At 67.0% G+C, this 20,340-nt stretch carries 13 protein-coding genes and 1 tRNA gene; 6 read left to right on the forward strand and 8 right to left on the reverse strand.

Features of this window, described 5'->3' with window-relative positions; translation table 11 throughout:
• Positions 1 to 215 precede the first annotated feature (215 nt).
• Positions 216 to 3,335, reverse strand: coding sequence for a hypothetical protein (locus QPR87_RS03470; protein ID WP_285048329.1), 3,120 nt, complete (start codon positions 3,333 to 3,335; stop codon positions 216 to 218).
• Positions 3,336 to 3,544: 209 nt separating this feature from the next.
• On the opposite strand from QPR87_RS03470, the gene QPR87_RS03475 reads away from it, so the two are divergent.
• Entirely contained in the window at positions 3,545 to 4,390 is an 846-nt protein-coding gene (locus QPR87_RS03475; RefSeq protein ID WP_285048330.1) for an SIMPL domain-containing protein, read from the forward strand.
• A 68-nt stretch (positions 4,391 to 4,458) separates the two neighbouring features.
• Here the strand turns inward: QPR87_RS03475 and QPR87_RS03480 are convergent, their stop codons facing one another.
• The 4 genes from QPR87_RS03480 to metH form a co-directional block, all read right to left on the reverse strand.
• A complete protein-coding gene (locus QPR87_RS03480; RefSeq protein ID WP_285048331.1) occupies positions 4,459 to 5,745 on the reverse strand; it encodes an O-acetylhomoserine aminocarboxypropyltransferase/cysteine synthase family protein in 1,287 nt (428 codons plus the stop codon).
• 326 nt (positions 5,746 to 6,071) lie between these two features.
• Positions 6,072 to 6,413: a translation initiation factor 2 gene (locus tag QPR87_RS03485; protein WP_230999155.1), complete on the reverse strand. Its 342-nt coding sequence runs from the start codon at positions 6,411 to 6,413 to the stop codon at positions 6,072 to 6,074.
• A 312-nt stretch (positions 6,414 to 6,725) separates the two neighbouring features.
• Positions 6,726 to 6,812: transfer RNA gene (locus tag QPR87_RS03490), tRNA-Leu, on the reverse strand.
• 76 nt (positions 6,813 to 6,888) lie between these two features.
• Entirely contained in the window at positions 6,889 to 10,641 is a 3,753-nt protein-coding gene (gene metH / locus QPR87_RS03495) for a methionine synthase (protein ID WP_285048334.1), read from the reverse strand.
• Positions 10,642 to 10,785: 144 nt separating this feature from the next.
• On the opposite strand from metH, the gene lipB reads away from it, so the two are divergent.
• The 4 genes from lipB (at position 10,786) to QPR87_RS03515 (ending at position 14,414) form a co-directional block, all read left to right on the forward strand.
• Positions 10,786 to 11,442, forward strand: coding sequence for a lipoyl(octanoyl) transferase LipB (gene lipB / locus QPR87_RS03500; RefSeq protein WP_285048335.1), 657 nt, complete (start codon positions 10,786 to 10,788; stop codon positions 11,440 to 11,442).
• Positions 11,443 to 11,584: 142 nt separating this feature from the next.
• Positions 11,585 to 12,052: a cytochrome c550 gene (locus tag QPR87_RS03505; protein ID WP_011748227.1), complete on the forward strand. Its 468-nt coding sequence runs from the start codon at positions 11,585 to 11,587 to the stop codon at positions 12,050 to 12,052.
• Positions 12,053 to 12,223: 171 nt separating this feature from the next.
• On the forward strand, positions 12,224 to 13,900 hold the full coding sequence (gene ctaD / locus QPR87_RS03510) for a cytochrome c oxidase subunit I (protein WP_285048337.1): 1,677 nt from the start codon (positions 12,224 to 12,226) through the stop codon (positions 13,898 to 13,900).
• A 19-nt stretch (positions 13,901 to 13,919) separates the two neighbouring features.
• Positions 13,920 to 14,414 carry a DUF2244 domain-containing protein gene (locus tag QPR87_RS03515; RefSeq protein ID WP_285048339.1) on the forward strand — a complete coding sequence of 165 codons (495 nt, stop codon included), beginning with the start codon at positions 13,920 to 13,922 and terminating at the stop codon, positions 14,412 to 14,414.
• Positions 14,415 to 15,005: 591 nt separating this feature from the next.
• Here the strand turns inward: QPR87_RS03515 and QPR87_RS03520 are convergent.
• Positions 15,006 to 17,498 carry a GcvT family protein gene (locus QPR87_RS03520; RefSeq protein WP_285048340.1) on the reverse strand — a complete coding sequence of 831 codons (2,493 nt, stop codon included), beginning with the start codon at positions 17,496 to 17,498 and terminating at the stop codon, positions 15,006 to 15,008.
• A gap of 162 nt (positions 17,499 to 17,660) precedes the next feature.
• Entirely contained in the window at positions 17,661 to 18,671 is a 1,011-nt protein-coding gene (locus tag QPR87_RS03525; RefSeq protein WP_011748231.1) for a 2-hydroxyacid dehydrogenase, read from the reverse strand.
• 91 nt (positions 18,672 to 18,762) lie between these two features.
• Between QPR87_RS03525 and QPR87_RS03530 the strand changes: the two genes are divergently transcribed.
• Entirely contained in the window at positions 18,763 to 19,365 is a 603-nt protein-coding gene (locus QPR87_RS03530) for an SH3 domain-containing protein (RefSeq protein WP_011748232.1), read from the forward strand.
• 17 nt (positions 19,366 to 19,382) lie between these two features.
• Here QPR87_RS03530 and QPR87_RS03535 read toward each other — a convergent pair whose 3' ends face one another.
• Positions 19,383 to 20,159, reverse strand: a complete 777-nt coding sequence (locus tag QPR87_RS03535) for a class I SAM-dependent methyltransferase (RefSeq protein ID WP_041529905.1) — start codon at positions 20,157 to 20,159, stop codon at positions 19,383 to 19,385.
• Between the last annotated feature and the right edge of the window lie 181 nt (positions 20,160 to 20,340).

Consider the following 20,340-nt stretch of genomic DNA (forward strand, 5'->3'; position numbering starts at 1 on the left):
GGTCAGACGCTCCAGAGCGCCGCCGTGCTCAGGATCTGCATGCGGGCCGGCCCGATCAGGAACGGCATCATCGCCACGCCGGACTCGGCAAAATGCTGCAGCTCCGCCACCTCGGGTTCCGGCAATGCCCAGCGCCGAGCCCAGCCGCACCGACAGCGGCACGGCGATCGCCATTGCCATCAGATAGACGGCGGCGATCAGCAGGAAGGCCCCTGTCAGCGCCCGTCCAGCATCCGCAATTCGTGGGTGCGGCCCGCCTTGACATAGGTCAGTCGCCCGTCGCCGATCGAATTGATGGTGCCGCCGTCGATGCGGTCGCCCAGGCGGACGGTCACCACCTTGCCGTTGCGCAGCCGGATCAGCGCGCGGCTGGCCTTGCCGGCGCCGATGATGCCGATCACCGTGGTGCGGCCCATGTCGAGGCCGCGCGGCTGGGTCGCGGCCTTGGCCACGCTGGCCGAGGTCGAGCCCTTGGGCAGGGCGGCCGTGGCGATCTCGGGCTCGTTGTCGACCTCGGGCGGCTTGTATTCCTGACGCTTGGCACGGGCGGCGCGCTCCTCGGCCTCGGCCTGGGCGCGGGCGCGGGCTTCGGCCTGGGCGCGGGCCTCTGCCTCGGCCTTGGCATCGGCGGCGGCGCGGGCGCGGATGCGCGCCTCGGCCTGGGCCTGCAACTGCTCGTCAAGCTTGCGACGGGCGGCCAGCTCGGCCTCGCTGGGGCCAGCGGCAGCGGCAGCGGCCGGGGGCGCCGGAGTGGCGGCAGCCTCGGGCGCGGCGGGCGGCCGCTCGCCGCGCCGGGGCGGCAGCGGCGACGAGGCCAGCGCCGAAAGCTGCACCCCGCCCGGCGGCGCGGGCGAGGCCGCGACGGCGGCCGAAATGGCCGCTTCGACAGCACCGCCCGAAACCGCAGCGCCGCCACCGGCCGCCGCGGCGGGACGGGCGCGTGGACGGGCCGAACCACGCAAAAGCCCGCCCGGATCCCGGGCGGGCGCGGCAGCGGTTTCGACGCTGTCGGGCTTGTCCGGTGGTGGCGTGGTGGCCGACCTCACTGCGGCATCAATCGCCGATGGATCGGCTGCATCGCTGGCCGTGCCCGGCTTGCGCTGCGGCCGGGCCTGCGCCAGCCTTTCGCCGCGCGGCAAGGGATCGAGCGAGGCCAGTCCACCCCGTCCGATGTCGCGGATGAGGTCGCGCAGATGCTGCTGTTCCGCCGGTGTCAGGCTGTCCGCCTGCGTCCCATCGGTCGGAAGTTCGGGGGTCGAGCCCTCGGGGCGCGACGGCGGTCGCGCCGAACCGCGCAGCCCGGCAGTGCCGGCCGCGGCGGCGGGTTGGGCTTGCACCTGCGCAGGCGCCGCCACAGCAGGAGCCGCCACGGGAGTTGCCGCGGGGGTCGGGGCGGCGCGGCGGCTGCGCTCGGGCGGGCGGGCGCTGCCGACAGGCTGAGCGCGGCGCTGGCTGGCCTCGAAGGGCAGCGGGTCCGCAGGCACGCGCGGCGCGGTATCGGCGCGCGGCACCGAGGTCTGCGGCGTGCTGCGGCGCGGCGCAAGCTGCGGGCGGGCCGAACTGGTCAGCCGCGTGGCAGCGGGTGCAGGCTGCGCGGGCGTTGCGGCAGGCCGGGCCTGCGCTTGGGCTGGTGCAGGGGCCGCAGGCGTCGGCGCGGTCGCGGCAGGCCGGGCAGCGGCTGCGGGTTGCGCCGCTTCGCCGACGGCAGGCGCGCGTTCCCCGTCCTGCACGGATGCAGGGGGCGGAGATGCCGGGGCCGCGGGCACCGAGGCCGAAGGCGGCACCACGGCGGCAGCCACGGCAGCGGCGGCGACAAGGACGCGACGGCGCTCTTCCTCGGTCAGGGCCGAGAGCGGCGCCGGGGCAGATTCGGGCTCGGTCGCCGCGCGTTGCGGCGCGGCAGGCTCCGGCTGGACGGTTTCGGCTTCGGCCGGTGCGGTGGGTTCCGGTGCGGTGGGTTCCGGTGCGGGCGCGGGTTCCGGGGTTTGCGCGGGCACGGGCTCGACAGGCTGCGGGGCCGGTGCCTGCTCGGATGGGGTGACGGCTGCAAGCTGCGCTTCCTGCCGATCCGGGACCAGAAAGGCCCAGATCAGGATCAGCCCGACAACCAGCGCCCCCAGCATGGCGATCAGCCCGGCAAGGCCGCCGCGCTCGCCCGCCCGGCGGGGCTGGACCGGCGCACTGCCCGCCGGACGGGTCTGGCGAGCACCGGCAGCGCGCTCATGCACGGCCCGGGCGCGCGGGTTCAGGCCGATATCCGCTTGCGGCGCGGGGCCCTGGGGCGCCGGATCATGGGCTGCAACGTCATGGGGCGCAGCGGGCACGGCCTGCTCCGAAGCCGCTGCCGTTTCCGCAGCACCCGGAGCCTGGATCGGTGCCGCCGCTTCGACGGCGCCGGCGGCGGGAACGTCATCGGCCCCGGCGACGGCCTCGGCCTCGTCTAGCGGCGCCGCCTGAGCATCGTCGGCCAATGCGGCCGGCGTGTCAGCAGGCGGGGTTTCAGCAGGATGGTTCCCCGATATTTCCCTGGAAACTTCTTCTGTTGCCTCGGAATCCTCGATCATTTCTGCAGAGGGAGCCGGCTCGGATACTGAAACGGCCTCTCCCGGCTCGTCGGTTTCCTTGGCGGCAACCGTCGAGGCGCTCTCCTCGGGGACCGGCTCGACCGGGCTTTCGGCCGCAACCTCTTCCTCCGCCTCGGACTGGTCGCCGTCGAGATCCAGCGCCGGCTGTTCCTCGGGCAATTCCTCCTCGATCAGCAGCCCCGAGGCGGTAACGCCGGCCTGTGCCGGGTCGACCCGCGGGCGGGCGGACGGGGCGGGCTCCAGCACGAAGACCGGCTCGCCCGGATAAAGCCCGGCCTCGGGCACGGCGCAATAGCCCTGCCCGTCAAAGCCGTATTGCCCGGCGAAATCGCGGGCCTCGCGCAGGGTCTGGCGGGCCACGGCGGCGACGCGCACGCTGTCGCCGTCGCCTTCCCAGTCGAAGGCCAGATCCTCGATGGCATAGGGGGTCAGCCCGTCCAGCGCCCGGCCCACCGCATGCTCGCGATCCGCGCCCGGCGCGACGGTCAGCGTCGTATAGAGGATCTGGTCGTCGGGAATGATCAGGGTGACGGGCAGCGTCGACCCGGTCCCGTCGCCCGTCGCCATGGCGCGCAGACGGGCCAGTTCCCCCTGAAAATCGGAGGAAGTGAAATCGACCGAGCCAAGATGCCGCCAGGCCGCCGGTGCACCGCCGCCGCCCTGTCGCCCCGGGCCCCGCTCGCGCCGTTCGAGATGCACGGCGTCCTCGCTGAAGGAGAGGGCGTATTCAGTAACGGAATCAAGCGACATCGACGGGCTTTGCTTTCGGTTCCGGGCGCCCCCGGGCATCCTTGGGCGCATCTTCATGATTGATGCTTCTGAACTAACCCAGAACGCGATGCGTGAAAAGCCGAACACCGGATTGTGAGGCATCCCAAAACGCATTTGCGGCGTTACTGGGGCTCGTGAAGACAACTGCGCAAGGGCACGACCCCGACGCGCCAAGGAGTAAAGACCCGATGCCCCAATTCCGACCCCTGATGGCTGCCGCGACGCTGATCGTTCTGGGCGCAGGCCCGCTGATGGCCCAGCCCGCCCAGACCGACGCCCCGCCGCCGCCCGCGCAGATGGGACATCATGCCATGAAACATGCCGCCCCCTTCGCCAGGCTGACCGTGACCGGCGCCGGCCAGGCCACGACCCAGCCCGACATGGCGACCATCACCCTGGGCGTCACCACCCGGGCCGCCACCGCCGCCGAGGCCATGGCGCAGAATGCCGAGCAGCAGGCCAAGGTCATCGAGACGCTGAAGGCCGAGGGCATCGAGGCGCGCGACATCCAGACCTCGGGGCTGAACCTGTCTCCGGTGATGGATTACTCGGACCAGGGTCAGCCGCCGAAGCTGACCGGCTACGGCGCGCAAAACAGCGTCACCGTGCGGGTGCGCGACATCGCGGGGCTCGGCCCGGTGCTGGACAAGCTGGTCGCCTCGGGCGCCAATGAAATCAGCGGCATCGCATTTTCGCGCGAGGACATGGCCGAGGCCGAGGATCAGGCCCGGACCGAGGCCGTGGCCGAGGCACGCCGCCGGGCCGAGGTGATGGCCGATGCGGCGGGCATGCGGCTTGGCCGGCTGCTGTCGCTGTCGGATGTGCAGATGGGCGGCGGGCCGCGCCCGATGATGGCCATGCGCGCCGAAGCCGCAAGCGCGGCCGATACGCCCATCGAGGCGGGCGAACTGGCCGTCAGCGCCAATGTCACGGCGGTTTTCGCCATGCACCCCGCCGATGCCCCGGAAGGCGGCGAGCCGCCGGCACCCGAGGGCGAGACCACGGACGAACCCGTGGAAGCCCCGGCAAACTGACCCGGCGAACTGACCAGGGGCGCATTGTCAGAGGCGGGCGGCGCAGCGATGCGCCGCCCCTTTTCGTCTCAGGCGGTGGAAGCGGCCAATGCCTGGTCCAGATCGGCGATGATGTCGGCCGCATCCTCGATGCCGATGGACAGCCGCACCACGTCCGGGCCGGCGCCGGCGGCGATCTTTTGCTCGTCGGTCAGCTGGCTGTGGGTGGTCGAGGCGGAATGGATCACCAGCGAACGCGAATCGCCCAGGTTCGCCACATGGCTGAAGAGCTTCAGGTTATCGACCAGCTTCACCGCCGCGTCATAGCCGCCCTTGATCGCAAAGGTGAAAAGCGCCCCCGCCCCCTTGGGATAGACGCGCCGCGCCGTCGCGTTCCAGGGCGATGAGGCCAGCCCCGCATAGGTGACCGAGGTCACGCGCGGGTCGGCCTCCAGCCATTCCGCGACCTTCTGCGCATTCTCGACATGACGCTCCATGCGCAGGCCCAGCGTCTCGATCCCCATCAGCGTGTAATGCGCCGCCTGCGGGTTCATGGTCATGCCCAGGTCGCGCAGCCCGATGGCGATGCCGTGGAAGGTATAGGCCAGCGCGCCGAAGGTCTCGTGGAACTTCAGCCCGTGATAGGCCGGCTCGGGCTCGGACAGGCTGGGGAACTTGCCCGAGACCGACCAGTCGAACTTGCCCGAATCCACGATCACGCCGCCGGTCACCGTGCCGTTGCCGGTCATGTATTTGGTCAGGCTGTGGACGACCAGCGTCGCGCCCATCTCGATGGGCTTGCACAGCCAGGGCGTGGCCAGCGTGTTGTCGACGATCAGCGGCAGGCCGACCTGGTCCGCGACCTTGGCCACGGCCGGAATGTCGGTGACATAGCCGCCGGGATTCGAGATCGATTCGCAGAAGATGGCGCGGGTGTCGTCATCGACAGCCGCCCGCAGCGCATCGAGATCGTCCAGATCGACGAATTTGCACGACCAGCCGAACCGCTTGATGGTCTGGCTGAACTGGGTGATGGTGCCGCCATAAAGCCGGGTCGAGGCGATCACGTTCTTGCCTGGTCCCATCAGCGGGAACAGCGCCATGATCTGCGCCGCATGGCCCGAGGAACAGCAGACCGCCCCCGCCCCGCCCTCGAGCCCGGCCACGCGGGCCTGAAGCGCGGCGACGGTCGGGTTGGTCAGGCGGGAATAGATATAGCCGACCTCCTGCAGGCCAAAGAGCCGCGCGGCATGGGCGGCATCCTGAAAGACATAGGCCGTGGTCTGATAGATCGGCACCTGCCGCGCCCCGGTCGCCGGGTCGGGCGCGCTGCCGGCGTGGATGGCGGTGGTGTCGAAACCCCATTTCTCGGACATGGAAACTCTCCTCTTGTTCGAGGCAGAGACTAGGCGCAAGCTGCGGCGGAAGGGAACAAGAAAGGCGCGGGCCGGCGCCGGAAAGGACGGCGCCATCGTCCCGCAAGGCATTGGCCGAAAGGTATTCTCCCGGCACGGCCTGCAAGCGTCTTTTCCTTCCGCCCAAGCGACCGGCCATGCAGGAGAGATGCGCCGATGGCCTCCGCTCCGGCATTCGCATCCATCCCCAGAACGCCGCGCAGCGGTCCTGCCGGGACGGGGATGGCCCGCCGCCTTGGACGGGGCGGGCCTGGGAACATCAGCAGAGGCTCAGCCGGGCGAGTGGATCAGCGGCATTCAAGCTGCACGTCGACGGGGTTCGGCACCAGTTCCAGCATCGCGCCCGAACCGGCATCGACGCCCGCACCGATGATCCCGCCGACGAGGACGTTGCCGGCCATCGCCGCGCCGCCGCCGCCCGCCACGCGGTTCGTCACGCGGACCTGCTGCGGCTTGCAGCGATCCTTCGTCACCAGGACGTTCAGTTCCGACTTGCGGGGAACCTTGAAACTGCATGGGGTATTGTCGCAGGATTCCCCGTTGCTGAGCTTGACCTGCGCCGCAGCCGGGGTCGAGTTCACGACCAACACGTCCTTGGTCCCGCGGGTGATGGTCGCACAGCCAGCCAATGAAAATGCTGCGCAAAGCGCAAGAATACGTCCGAACATCAAGAAACCTCACACTGAATACCCAGCCGGTCCTATTGTCCATTTTGTATTAGATCAAGAAAGATTTTGGGGTAATTTTAGGCATTTGGCAGAATATGCCTGCGCGATATGGCCGCATCCCCGCATGGGAATCGCATCGCAACGGACAGAGTATCCCGGGTGCCGAACTTCAGCGCCAGGGCGGCCTTTGCCCACCGACCAGCACAGCCCGCAGCATTACCCGCCGGGGTTCCGCGTCACCGCGCTTTCAACTTTTCAAGGGGGGGGTAAGCTTGGTGCGGTCGAGAAGACTCGAACTTCCACTCCGGTTAAGGAACAGCGACCTCAACGCTGCGCGTCTACCAATTCCGCCACGACCGCATCCGTAGCAAGGCGGCTTCTAGACGCTTGCGCGGCGGATGAAAAGGGCATTTTTGCACCCGCCACGCGTTTCTTTTCACTCGGCCGCGACGGCCGCCTGCGGGGTATAGTTCAGGATCGGCGCCAGCCAGCGCTCGACCTGCGACACCGGCATGCCCTTGCGGTCGGCATAGTCCAGAACCTGGTCGTGCTCGACCTTGGCGACACCGAAGTAATAGGCATCGGGATGGCCGATATAGAGGCCCGAGACCGAGGCGCCGGGCCACATCGCCATCGACTCGGTCAACTCGACCCCGGTGGCGGCGGTGGCGTCCAGCAGGCGGAACAGCGTCACCTTTTCGGTATGGTCGGGCTGGGCCGGATAGCCGGGCGCCGGGCGGATGCCCGCATAGGGCTCGGCGATCAGTTCCTCGGGGCTGAAAGCCTCGTCCGCATAGCCCCAGTACTGCCTGCGAACCCGCTCATGCATCATCTCGGCCAGCGCCTCGGCGAAACGGTCGGCCAGGGCCTGCACCAGGATGGCCGAGAAATCGTCATGCGCAGCCTTGAAGCGATCGGCGATCTGCTGCTCCTCGCCGCCGGCCGTGACCACGAAGCCGCCGACATAGTCGCGATGCCCCTCGGGCGCCACGAAATCGGCCAGCGCCACGTTCGGGCGGCCGTCGCGCTTGGTCACCTGCTGGCGCAGCGTGTGCAGGGTGGCCAGTTCCGCCGCCCGATCCTCGGCGGTGAACAGCCGGATATCGTCGCCGACCCGGTTCGCCGGCCAGAAGCCGATGACCGCCCGGGGCTTGAACCATTGCTCATCGATGATGCGCGTGAGCATGGCCTGCGCGTCGGCAAAGAGCTGCCGCGCCACCTCGCCCTGCTTTTCATCATCGAGGATGCGCGGATAGACGCCCTTCAATTCCCAGGTCTGGAAGAACGGGGTCCAGTCGATATAACGGGCGATCTCGGCCAGGTCGAAATCCTCGATCACGCGCGAACCCAGGAACTCGGGCGCCTTGGCCTGGAACCCGGTCCAGTCGATCCTGACCGCATTGTCGCGGGCCGTGGCCAGCGGCAGGCGCTTCTTGTCCGCCTCGGCGCGGGCGTGCTTGTTCGCCACGTCCATGTATTCGCTGCGGATATTCTCGACATAGGCGTTCTTCTGGCCCGAAAGCAGGCTGCCCACCACGCCCACGGCACGGCTGGCATCGGTGACGTAGACCGCCTGCCCGCGGCCATAGCGCGGATGGATCTTGACCGCCGTATGCACGCGCGAGGTCGTGGCGCCGCCGATCAGCAGCGGGATGTCGAAGCCCTCGCGCTCCATTTCCGAGGCGACGTGCACCATCTCGTCCAGCGAGGGGGTGATGAGGCCGGAAAGCCCGATGATGTCCACATTCTCGGCCTTGGCGGTCTCCAGGATCTTCGTCGCGGGCACCATCACGCCCAAGTCGATGATCTCGTAATTGTTGCAGGCCAGCACGACGCCGACGATGTTCTTGCCGATGTCGTGGACATCGCCCTTGACCGTCGCCATCAGCACCTTGCCGGCGCTGGACGAGGCACCGCTGCCGGCCTTTTCGGCCTCCATGTAAGGCAGAAGATGCGCCACGGCCTGCTTCATCACCCGGGCCGACTTCACCACCTGCGGCAGGAACATCTTGCCCGAGCCGAACAGGTCGCCGACCACGTTCATGCCGGCCATCAAGGGGCCTTCGATCACATGCAGCGGGCGTTCGACGGAAAGCCGCGCCTCCTCGGTATCCTCGTCGATATATTCGGTGATGCCGTTGACGAGGGCATGCTCCAGCCGTTTCGCGACCGGCCATGTGCGCCAGGTCAGATCCTTTTCACGAGCCTTGGCCCCGCCTTCGCCGCGGAAACGCTCGGCGATCTCAAGCATGTTCTCGGTCGCGGTGCCGCCGGCCTTGGGCTGGCGGTTCAGCACCACGTCCTCGCAAGCCTCGCGCAGGCCGGCGTCGATCTGGTCATAGACCGCCAGCTGGCCCGCGTTGACGATGCCCATGTCCATCCCCGCCTGGATGGCGTGATAGAGGAACACCGCATGCATCGCCTCGCGCACCGGCTCGTTGCCGCGGAAGCTGAAGCTGAGGTTCGAGACCCCGCCCGAGACATGCACATGCGGCAGGGCCTGGGTAATGCGCCGGGTCGCGCCGATGAAATCGACGCCGTAATTGTCATGCTCTTCGATGCCGGTGGCGACGGCAAAGATGTTCGGGTCGAAGATGATGTCCTCGGGCGGGAAGCCGACCGCGTTCACCAGGAGGTCGTAGGCGCGCGAGCAGATCTCGACCTTGCGGTTCTCGGTATCGGCCTGCCCGGTCTCGTCGAAGGCCATGACCACCACGGCCGCGCCATAACGGCGGCAGAGCCGGGCCTGGTTCAGGAAGCCTTCCTCGCCTTCCTTGAGCGAGATCGAGTTCACGATGGCCTTGCCCTGGACGCATTTCAGCCCGGCCTCAATCACCTCCCATTTCGAGCTGTCGATCATGACCGGCACGCGGGCGATGTCGGGCTCGGCGGCGATCAGGTTCAGGTAGTCGATCATCGCCTGCTTCGAATCGATCAGCCCCTCGTCCATGTTGACGTCGATGATCTGGGCGCCGTTTTCCACCTGGTCGCGGGCCACGTCCAGCGCGGCGGCGTAATCGCCGTTGGTGATAAGCTTGCGGAACCTGGCCGAGCCGGTGACGTTCGTCCGCTCGCCCACGTTGACGAAGGGAATGTCGTCGGTCTTGACGAAGGGCTCCAGTCCCGAAAGGCGCAGGCGCGGCTCGATCTCGGGGATCGCGCGCGGCGGCAGATCGGCCACGGCGCGGGCGATGGCGGCGATATGCTCGGGCGTCGAGCCGCAGCAGCCGCCGACCACGTTCACCAGCCCCTCGCGCGCGAACTCCGCGACCTGCGCCGCCATCTCTTCGGGCGTCTCGTCATACTGGCCCATCTCGTTGGGCAGGCCGGCATTGGGATAGGCGCAGATCAGCGTATCGGCGACCGTGGAAAGCTCGGCCAGGTGCGGGCGCATCGCGGCGGCGCCGAGCGCGCAGTTCAGGCCCACCGTGATCGGCGCGGCATGGCGCATGGAATACCAGAAGGCGGTCGGCGTCTGGCCCGAAAGCGTGCGGCCCGAGAGGTCGGTGATGGTGCCCGAGATCATCACCGGCAGGCGCTGGCCCTTGTCCTGGAACACCTCCTCGCAGGCAAAGATCGCGGCCTTGGCGTTCAGCGTGTCGAAGATCGTCTCGATCAGGATCAGGTCGGCGCCACCGTCGATCAGCCCCCGGATCTGCTCGGCATAGGCGATGCGCAGATCGTCGAAGGTGACGGCGCGATAGCCGGGATTGTTCACGTCGGGACTGATCGAGGCGGTGCGGTTGGTCGGCCCCAGGGCCCCGGCGACCCAGCGCGGGCAGCCGTCCTCGGCCGTGGCGCGGTCCAGGGCCTGCCGCGCGATACGGGCGCCATGGAAATTCAGGTCGTAGACCGCCGCCTCCATGCCGTAATCGGCCTGCGCGATGGTCGTGGACGAGAACGTGTTGGTCTCGACGATATCCGCGCCCGCCTTCGCATAACGGTAATGGATCTCTTCGATCGCCTTGGGCTGGGTCAGGTTCAGCAGGTCGTTGTTGCCCTGCTGCGGATGCTCGCCCGGCGCGGGGGGATGGCAGCCGCAGGCACAGCCCGTACCATGGCCGGCGAAATCCGTCTCGGACAGGCCAAGCTGCTGGATCTGCGTCCCCATCGCCCCGTCGAGGATCAGGATACGGTCGCGCGCAGCCGCGCGCAGGGCGTCGAACACGGGGGAAAGGGGCAAGATCATGGCAGCATCCGGGCGTTGTGAGACCGTCTGTATATAAGCAGACAGTCATTTAGTGAAATTCAACATCCGCACAATGATCTTGCAGCGGATTCATGATCCGCAGGACCACTTGCGGCCTCGCCCGCCCCGGCCTATCTGGCGGACATGACAGAATGGATCACCGCCCCGGGCCTGACCGACTATCAGGAAGCCCTCGCCTTCATGGAGGCGCGCGCAGCCGCCATCGCGGCCGGCGAGGCGGGCGAACTGGTCTGGCTGGTCGAGCATCCGCCGCTTTATACCGCCGGCACCTCGGCCAAGGCGGCCGACCTGCTGGAGGCGCGCTTTCCGGTCCATGCCGTGGGGCGAGGCGGGCAATATACCTATCACGGGCCCGGCCAGCGCGTGGTCTATGTCATGCTGGACCTGAACCGGCGCGGCCGCGACGTGCGCGCCTTCGTCAAGGCGCTGGAGAACTGGGTGATCGACGCGCTGGCCGAGTTCAACCTGCGCGGCGAGATCCGCGACGGCCGCGTCGGCGTCTGGATCGCCCGGCCCGACAAGACGCCCCTGCCCGACGGCTCCATGCGCGAGGACAAGATCGCCGCCATCGGCGTCAAACTGCGTAGGTGGGTCAGCTTCCACGGCATCGCCATCAACGTCGAGCCGGACCTGAACCATTACGCCGGCATCGTGCCCTGCGGCATCTCGGGGCACGGCGTCACCAGCCTGGTCGACATGGGCCTGCCGGTCGGCATGGATGACCTGGACCTGGCCCTGCGCCGCAGCTTCGCACGGAACTTTCCGCCGCTCGCCGGCTGATTTTCGCCCTGCGACATATTCTCCCTCAGCCGTTCTACGACGTTTTTCCTGTATTCTGCCCGCTTGGCACATGATAGCCATGTCAATCGGGAAGCGGAGAGGTCCGTTGCCCGGACATGAGCGATACCCAAGAGGAAACGCGATGAAGATCAGCATCTATGCCACTCTCGCCGCCATCACCCTCGCCCTGCCCGCTGCGGCCCAGGATGGCGACGCCGCCAAAGGCGAGAAAGAATTCAACAAGTGCAAGGCTTGCCACATGATCCAGGCGCCGGACGGCACCGACATCATCAAGGGCGGCAAGACCGGGCCCAACCTTTACGGCGTCGTCGGCCGCAAGATCGCCTCGGAGGAGGGCTTCAAATACGGTGAAGGCATCCTTGAGGTCGCCGAAAAGAACCCCGACCTGACCTGGACCGAGGCCGACCTGATCGAATACGTCACCGACCCCAAGCCTTGGCTGGTCAAGATGACCGACGACAAGGGCGCCAAGACCAAGATGACCTTCAAGATGGGCAAGAACCAGGCCGACGTGGTGGCCTTCCTGGCCCAGAACTCGCCCGATGCGGGCGGCGACGGCGAGGCTGCGGCCGAGGGCGAATCGAACTGATCCCGACGCCTCCGAGATGTCTCGACGGCCCCGCCCCTGCGTGCGACAAAAGCGCGCAGGGGCGCGACTTTTAGTCCTTTCTTCGCATTGCGAGGGGTAGGATTGTGGTCTAGAAACAGGCGAGTCCGTCGGCCTTTGCGCCGGCCAGCCGCATGTCTAGGGAGTCCACGCATGGCAGACGCAGCCGTTCACGGCCACGGTGACCATCATGACACCCGCGGGTTCTTCACCCGCTGGTTCATGTCAACAAACCACAAGGATATCGGTATCCTTTACCTGTTCACGGCCGGCATCGTCGGCCTGATCTCGGTATGCTTCACCGTCTATATGCGGATGGAACTGCAGCATCCGGGCGTGCAATACATGTGCCTGGAAGGCGCGCGTCTCATCGCAGACGCCTCGGCGGAATGCACCCCGAACGGACACCTGTGGAACGTCATGATCACCTATCACGGCGTGCTCATGATGTTCTTCGTCGTCATTCCGGCACTGTTCGGCGGTTTCGGCAACTATTTCATGCCGCTGCATATCGGCGCCCCGGACATGGCCTTCCCGCGGCTGAACAACCTCTCCTACTGGATGTATGTCTGCGGCGTGGCCCTGGGCGTCGCCTCGCTGCTGGCGCCGGGCGGCAACGACCAGATGGGTTCGGGCGTCGGCTGGGTGCTCTACCCGCCGCTCTCGACCACCGAGGCGGGCTATTCCATGGACCTGGCGATCTTTGCCGTCCACGTCTCGGGTGCCTCGTCGATCCTGGGCGCGATCAACATCATCACCACCTTCCTCAACATGCGCGCACCGGGCATGACGCTGTTCAAGGTGCCGCTGTTTGCCTGGTCGGTCTTCATCACCGCCTGGCTGATCCTGCTGTCGCTGCCGGTTCTGGCGGGCGCGATCACCATGCTGCTGATGGACCGCAACTTCGGCACGCAGTTCTTCGATCCGGCCGGCGGCGGCGACCCGGTGCTTTACCAGCACATCCTGTGGTTCTTCGGCCATCCCGAGGTCTATATCATCATCCTGCCGGGCTTCGGCATCATCAGCCACGTCATCTCGACCTTCGCCAGGAAGCCGATCTTCGGCTACCTGCCGATGGTGCTGGCCATGGCGGCGATCGGCATCCTGGGCTTCGTCGTCTGGGCGCACCACATGTACACGGCCGGCATGTCGCTGACCCAGCAGGCCTATTTCATGCTGGCGACCATGACCATCGCGGTGCCCACCGGCATCAAGGTCTTCTCGTGGATCGCGACCATGTGGGGCGGCTCGATCGAGTTCAAGACGCCGATGCTCTGGGCCTTCGGCTTCCTGTTCCTGTTCACCGTCGGCGGCGTGACCGGCGTGGTGCTGAGCCAGGCGCCGCTGGACCGGGTCTATCACGACACCTATTACGTCGTGGCCCACTTCCACTACGTGATGTCGCTGGGCGCGGTGTTCGGCATCTTCGCCGGGGTCTATTACTGGATCGGCAAGATGTCGGGCCGGCAATACCCGGAATGGGCGGGCCAGCTGCATTTCTGGATGATGTTCATCGGCTCGAACCTGATCTTCTTCCCGCAGCACTTCCTGGGCCGCCAGGGCATGCCGCGGCGCTATATCGACTATCCGGTCGAGTTCGCCTATTGGAACAACATCTCGTCGATCGGCGCCTATATCTCCTTCGCGTCCTTCCTGTTCTTCATCGGCATCGTGTTCTACACGCTCTTCGCCGGCAAGCGCGTGAACGTGCCGAACTACTGGAACGAGCATGCCGACACGCTGGAATGGACCCTGCCCTCGCCGCCGCCCGAGCACACCTTCGAGCAGCTGCCCAAGCGCGAGGACTGGGATCGCGCACACGCGCATTGATCTCCGCATTGATCCAACGATGCCCTATGCATGGCACGACGCGGCCCCGGAGAATTCCGGGGCCGTATGCTTTCGGCTTGAGATCTGGCCGCACCGCTCGCTGTCCCGCAAGGGCTTCGTCTGGGTGATCGGCCTGACCGCGACGGGTCTGGCGCTGCCCTTGCTGGCCGTGGTCGGCTCGAAGGTGCTCTGGGGGCTCCTGCCCTTTGCGGCACTGGCGGTCTGGGGGCTGTGGCAGGGCATCGTCCGCAGCTACGGCACGGCGCGCGAGGTCATGCTGCTTGACCGCGACCGGCTGATCCTGACCCGCAGCGACCCTGGACGACCCGATCGCATCTGGCAGACCAACCCCTATTGGGTGCGCCTCGCCCTGCGCCAGAACGGCCCGGTCGAGGATTACCTGGTGCTGACCGACGGAAAGCGCGAGGTCGAGTTGGGCGCATTCCTGGCACCCGAAGAGCGCATGGCACTGCGCGACGACCTGGCACGGCGGCTGGAAGCGTTGCGGGGATAACGATATGTGAACTCCGCGCGCCGCGCCTGACGGATGCCCCGCCCGTCAAGGCCCGGAAAGCGCAGAGCATCGAGCATCTGTCGAAATGGCGGGCCTCGGGTCCATGGGGTGCCAGTTCACCAAGTTGGGCCTGCATACCGGCGACGGTTTCGAAACCCGGATGCGCGAGGGGACAGCGACCTCAAGCCGGATCAATTCACCCTAAACCCCATCTACCAGATGCCGGGACTGAACACCTGGACATGACCCCAAACGACCGCTGGCATGGAACACCAGCCTTGCGGAAGGCTGGCACCCGACCGAGCCCCTGCTTACGTAGACCACCGCATCATCCTTGGGCCAAAGGGAACGGAGAACCGCGACGGGGGAGGCCCCTCTGCTACGCGAGAGAATGCCGCCGACAGCCGCAACCGCGAGAAACTGGGCTTCCATGAGAACTGGAGCACCATGGTCGGACCCGACCCGAACCACGACGCCGGATAACAACCCATCGCAACACCCCGGCCGGCCTGTCCCGACAGGTTCGACCACGGCCATGAAAAAGGCCCGCGCGGTGGCGGGCCTTTCTTCCTGTGGCGGCTGGGGAGGAAATCAGCCGTCCACCCGGATCACCTTGTTCTCGGGGTCGTAGGGGCTGTCCTCGGTCACCACCGCGTCCCACAGCTCGCGCTGCATGCGCACCTTCAGCCTGGTGCCCGGCTCTGCCAGGTCGGGACGGACATAGCCCATGCCGATGGACTTGCCGAAGGCCGCGGACCAGCCGGCCGAAGTCAGGCGCCCGACCTTGGTGCCGTCGGCGGCGTAAAGCGCCTCGCGCCCCCAGGGATCGGCATCGCCCGGCCCGTCGATCAGCAGGGTCACGCATTTGCTGCGGATGCCCTTGTCCAGCATTGCCTGCTTGCCGTTGAACGCCTTGTCCAGATCGACAAAGCGGTCCAGCCCGGCCTCCAGCGGCGTCGCGTCGCGGCCGAGTTCGGTGCCGAAGGCGCGATAGGACTTCTCCTGCCGCAGCCAGTTCTGGGCGCGCGCGCCGACCAGCTTCAGCCCGTGCTTCTCGCCCGCGGCGACCAACTGGTCCCAGAGATAGCGGCCGAACTCGATCGGGTGGTGCAGCTCCCAGCCCAGCTCGCCGGTATAGGCGACGCGGATGGCGCGGACCGGGCACATGCCCAACTCGATATTGCGCATCGAAAGCCAGGGGAAACGCTTGTTGCCCAGCGCCGTCGCGGGATCGGCGTCGCGCACCAGTTCCTTGAGGATGGCGCGGCTGTTCGGGCCGGCGATGGCGAATACGCCCCATTGCGTGGTGATGTCCTGCACGACCACTTGGCCGAATTCGCCCTCCATCTCCTCGGCCATCTTGCGCAGGTGGTCGCCGTCGTAATCCGCCCAGGCACCGGCCGAGATCAGGTAATAGTCGTCCTCGGCCAGCCGCACGATGGTGTATTCGGTCCGCGTCGTGCCGGCCTCGGTCAGTGCATAGGTCAGGTTGATGCGGCCGACCTTGGGCAGCTTGTTGGTGGTGAACCAGTCGAGGAAAGCCGTCGCCCCCTTGCCATGGACGCGATGCTTGGCGAATGCCGAGGCGTCGATCAGCCCGGCGGTGCCCCGGATCGCCTCGGCCTCGGCCTTGGCATATTGCCACCAGCCGCCACGGCGGAAACTGCGCGCGGCATGGTCGTCGAAGCCGGCGGGCGCGTAATAGTTCGGCCGCTCCCATCCGTTCACCTGGCCGAATTGCGCCCCGGCCTCTTTCTGGCGGTCATAGGCGGGCGCGGTGCGCAGCGGACGGCAGGCTTCGCGTTCCTCGTCCGGGTGGTGCAGGACGAAGACATGCTCGTAAGCCTCTTCGTTCTTGCGGGCGGCGTATTCGGTCGTCATCCAGCCGCCGAAGCGACGGGGATCGAGGCTGGCCATGTCGATCTCGGCCTCGCCCTCGGTCATCATCTGGGCAAGGTAGTGACCGACACCCCCGGCGGCGGTGATGCCAAAGCTGAAACCCTCGGCCAGCCACATGTTGCGCAGGCCCGGCGCCGGGCCGACCAGCGGGTTGCCGTCGGGCGTGTAGCAGATCGGACCGTTGAAATCGTCCTTGAGGCCCACGGTTTCCGAGGTGGGAAGCCGGTGGATCATCGACATGTATTCCTCTTCGATCCGTTCCAGGTCCAGCGGGAACAGGTCGGCGCGGAAGCTTTCCGGCACGTCATAGAAGAAGCGCGCCGGGGCATTGCGCTCATAAGGGCCCAGGATCCAGCCGCCGCGTTCCTCGCGCACATACCATTTGGCGTCGGCATCGCGCAGCACCGGGTGTTCCGGGTTGCCCTCGGCGCGCCATTTGACCAGCGCCGGGTCGGGCTCGGTCACGATATACTGGTGCTCGACCGGAATGGCGGGGATCTTGATGCCCAGAAGCCGCGCGGTGCGCTGCGCGTGGTTGCCGGTCGCGGTCACGACATGCTCGGCGCGGATCTCGAACTGCTCGCCCGAGGGGACGAGGTTGCCGCCCTTCTCGACCATCTTCTCGCAGGTGACGATCCATTCCTCGCCGGTCCATTCGTAGCCGTTGACCTGGATCTTGCGCTCGATGGTGGCGCCCGCCATGCGCGCGGCCCGCGCCATGGCCTGGGTCACGTCGGCGGGGTTGATATAGCCGTCGGTCGGATGGAACAGCGCGCCTTTCAGATCCTCGGTGCGGACCAGCGGCCAGCGATCCTTGATCTGCCGGGGCGTCAGGAATTCATGCTCGATGCCCACCGTCTCGGCGGTGGCAGAGTAAAGCATGTATTCGTCCATCCGCGCATCGGTCTGCGCCATGCGCAGGTTGCCGCAGCGGGTAAAACCGGCGTTCAGCCCGGTCTCGGCCTCCAGCCCGGCATACAGCTTGACCGAATAGTCGTGGATATGGCTGGTCGCATAGCCCATGTTGAACAGCGGCAAGAGACCCGCGGCATGCCAGGTCGAGCCTGCCGTCAGCTCGTCCCGCTCGACCAGCATCGTGTCCCAGCCCGCGCGGGCCAGGTGCAGCGCGATGCCGCAGCCGACCGCGCCGCCTCCGACCACAAGGGCCTTCACATGGGTTTTCATCGCAAGCGACTCCTTATTTCGCGCATGGGCTACCTGTCACGATTAGAGCCGGAACAGCGCGCGGCGCCCGCATTTCCCGCGACATGTTCTGGGCAAAAAACGACATGGCGCATTCGGCCAGGACGCCAGACGCAAACGCCCCGGCGAACCGGGGCGTCGGGATCACAGCATCGAGGGCACCACCAGGTCCGGCGGCCGGTGGCCGTCGGCGAAAGTCTTGATGTTGATGATGACTTTCTCGCCCATCTCGACCCGCCCCTCGATGGTGGCCGAACCCATATGCGGCAGCAGCACGACATTGGGCAGCTCGCGCAGGCGGGGGTTGATCTCGTGCCCATGCTCGAAAACGTCCAGGCCGGCACCCGCGATCTCGCCCGCGCGCAGCATCCGGGTCAGCGCGTTCTCGTCGATGACCTCGCCGCGCGAGGTGTTGATCACCACGGCCGAGGGCTTCAGCAGCTTCAACCGCCGCGCATTCAGCAGATGGAAGGTCGAGGGCGTATGCGGCGCGTTCACGCTGACGATATCCATGCGCGCCAGCATCTGGTCCAGGCTTTCCCAGTAGGTCGCCTGCAACTCGGCCTCGACCTCGGGGCGCAGGCGGCGGCGGTTGTGATAATGCACCTGCATGCCGAAGGCGTTCGCCCGCCGCGCCACCGCCTGCCCGATGCGGCCCATGCCCAGGATGCCCAGGCGCCGCCCGCCCAGCCGCCCGCCCAGATGCGCGGTGGGCGACCAGCCCTGCCAGCGGCCGGCCTGCATCTCGGCCATGCCCTCGGGCAGGCGCCGGGTAACACCCAGGATCAGCGCCATGACCACATCGGCCGTGTCCTCGGTCACGACGCCCGGGGTGTTGCTGACCAGGATGCCGCGCTGGCGGGCGGAATGCACGTCGACATGGTCCACCCCCGCGCCGTAATTGGCGATCAGCTTCAGCCGGTCGCCGGCCTGGGCCAGCATGGCGGCGTCGATATGATCGGTGATCGTCGGCACCAGCACATCCGAGACGCGCATGGCGGCGACCAGTTCCTCGCGACTCATCCTGCGGTCTTCGGCGTTCAGGGAAACGTCGAAAAGCTCGGACATCCGGGTCTCGACCGCCTCGGGCAGGCGCCGGGTCACGGTAACTTTAAGGCGCGAGCGGGTCGGATCGGTCGCATGAACGGCTGGCATGGTCGCTCCTCTCTTCCAAAGCCGGGCGGCTTTTGGCAAAGTGCCCGCGATGCGGGGCAGGCACAAGACCCCGAAGAAGCAGGACGGGCAGATGAAGCAAGGACGGGTCTGGCTCGGCGCCGCGATATTGGCGACGGGGACGTGTTTGGGGTCGGCGGCGCTGGCGCAGGCCACCGATCCGGGTGAGACGCTGGATGCAAAGCAGATCCCCGGGCTTTCCGCCGATGCGACAATCAGCCGCCATCAGGACGGCAAGCGCGACCCGAACCGCGGGTCGGTGACCAACCTGCCGCTGCCGCGCTATGTCAGCCTGAAGGGCGGCGAGGGCAATGCCCGGCGCGGCCCCAGCCTGTCTCATCGCATCGACTGGGTGTTCCGCCATGCCGGCATGCCGCTGCGCGTGGTGGCCGAATTCGGCCATTGGCGCCGGGTCGAGGACCAGGACGGCGCCGGCGGCTGGGTGCATTATTCGCTGCTGTCGGGCGTGCGCACCGCCATCGTGACCAAGGACATGCTGGACCTGCTGGCGCGGCCCGAGCCGCGCGCCAGCGTGGTGGCCCGGGCCGAGGCCGGCGCCATCGTCCGGTTGCACGAATGCATCGTCGACTGGTGCCGGGTCTCGGGCGGCGGCGAAAAGGGCTGGGTGCCAAAGACCACGATCTGGGGCGTCGATCCCGACGAGATCCGCGACTGAGGCCCGGCGCCGACCGCTCAGCCGGCCTTGCGGATCACCACATGGCCCAGCGAGACCCGCATCCAGTCAAAGCGCGAGCTGCGCGGCGTGCCGGTGCCGAAATCGGGATGCGTCATGTCCTCGGCCCCGCATTCGTCGATCAGTTCCTTGACGAAGCCGACCATGCCGCGGTCATGGCCGTGAAACCGCCGCCGCACCAGGTTCCAGCGCATCCAGCCGGTCAGCTTGCCCAGCGGATGGATCGCCTGCGCCAGCCCTGATCGATGCAGCCTGTCGAGCAGCCTTTCGCGCGGGGAAAGCCCGGGCGGCCGGGGGCGATAGGATTTGCCGTCGGGATATTGCCGCCAATAGCCGGTGCCCCAATCCTCGATGAAATAATATCCGCCCGGCTTGAGGTGGTTTTCAAAGAGATGCCAGAAACTGATGCGCGACAATTGCCCGACATGCGAGGCATCGTCGATGATGACGTCGAACCCTTGCGGCGCCCGTTCCGCCGCCATCCGGTCCAGAAGCGCCTTGTCCTGCTGTTCGCCGACATAGCAGCGCACCCGGCCGCTTTCGAAACGGGCCTTGCAGGGATTGATATCCAGCCCGGTGATTTCGGCGTTCGGCAGCCAGGATTCCCAATATTTCAGCGAATCGCCGCGCGCTATGCCCAATTCCAGCAATCGCAGCGGCCGCATTCGAAGCGGGCCGATATATTTGTCGTAATTGACGAAATAATGTTGGAGCCCCATCTTGTCGATCGGCACTTCGCCGACGCTTTTCATCGAGGCCGCATTGGAAATCCGCATGCTTTCCCCCTTGGCAGATCGCCGAATATCCTGACCAGACCCGCCTGCGGGAGGATAGGACGCACCCCGCGCACCCATCAAGAAATTCGCGCCGGCCTGTCGGAATATACGGGTCCATGTCGATCCAATCGCGACATGCAGCGCGGCAATGCATCCTTCGGTTGTGAAATCCGCCTGTAAA

It is taken from the genome of Paracoccus sp. SSJ, from assembly GCF_030234105.1.
Lineage (GTDB): Bacteria > Pseudomonadota > Alphaproteobacteria > Rhodobacterales > Rhodobacteraceae > Paracoccus > Paracoccus denitrificans.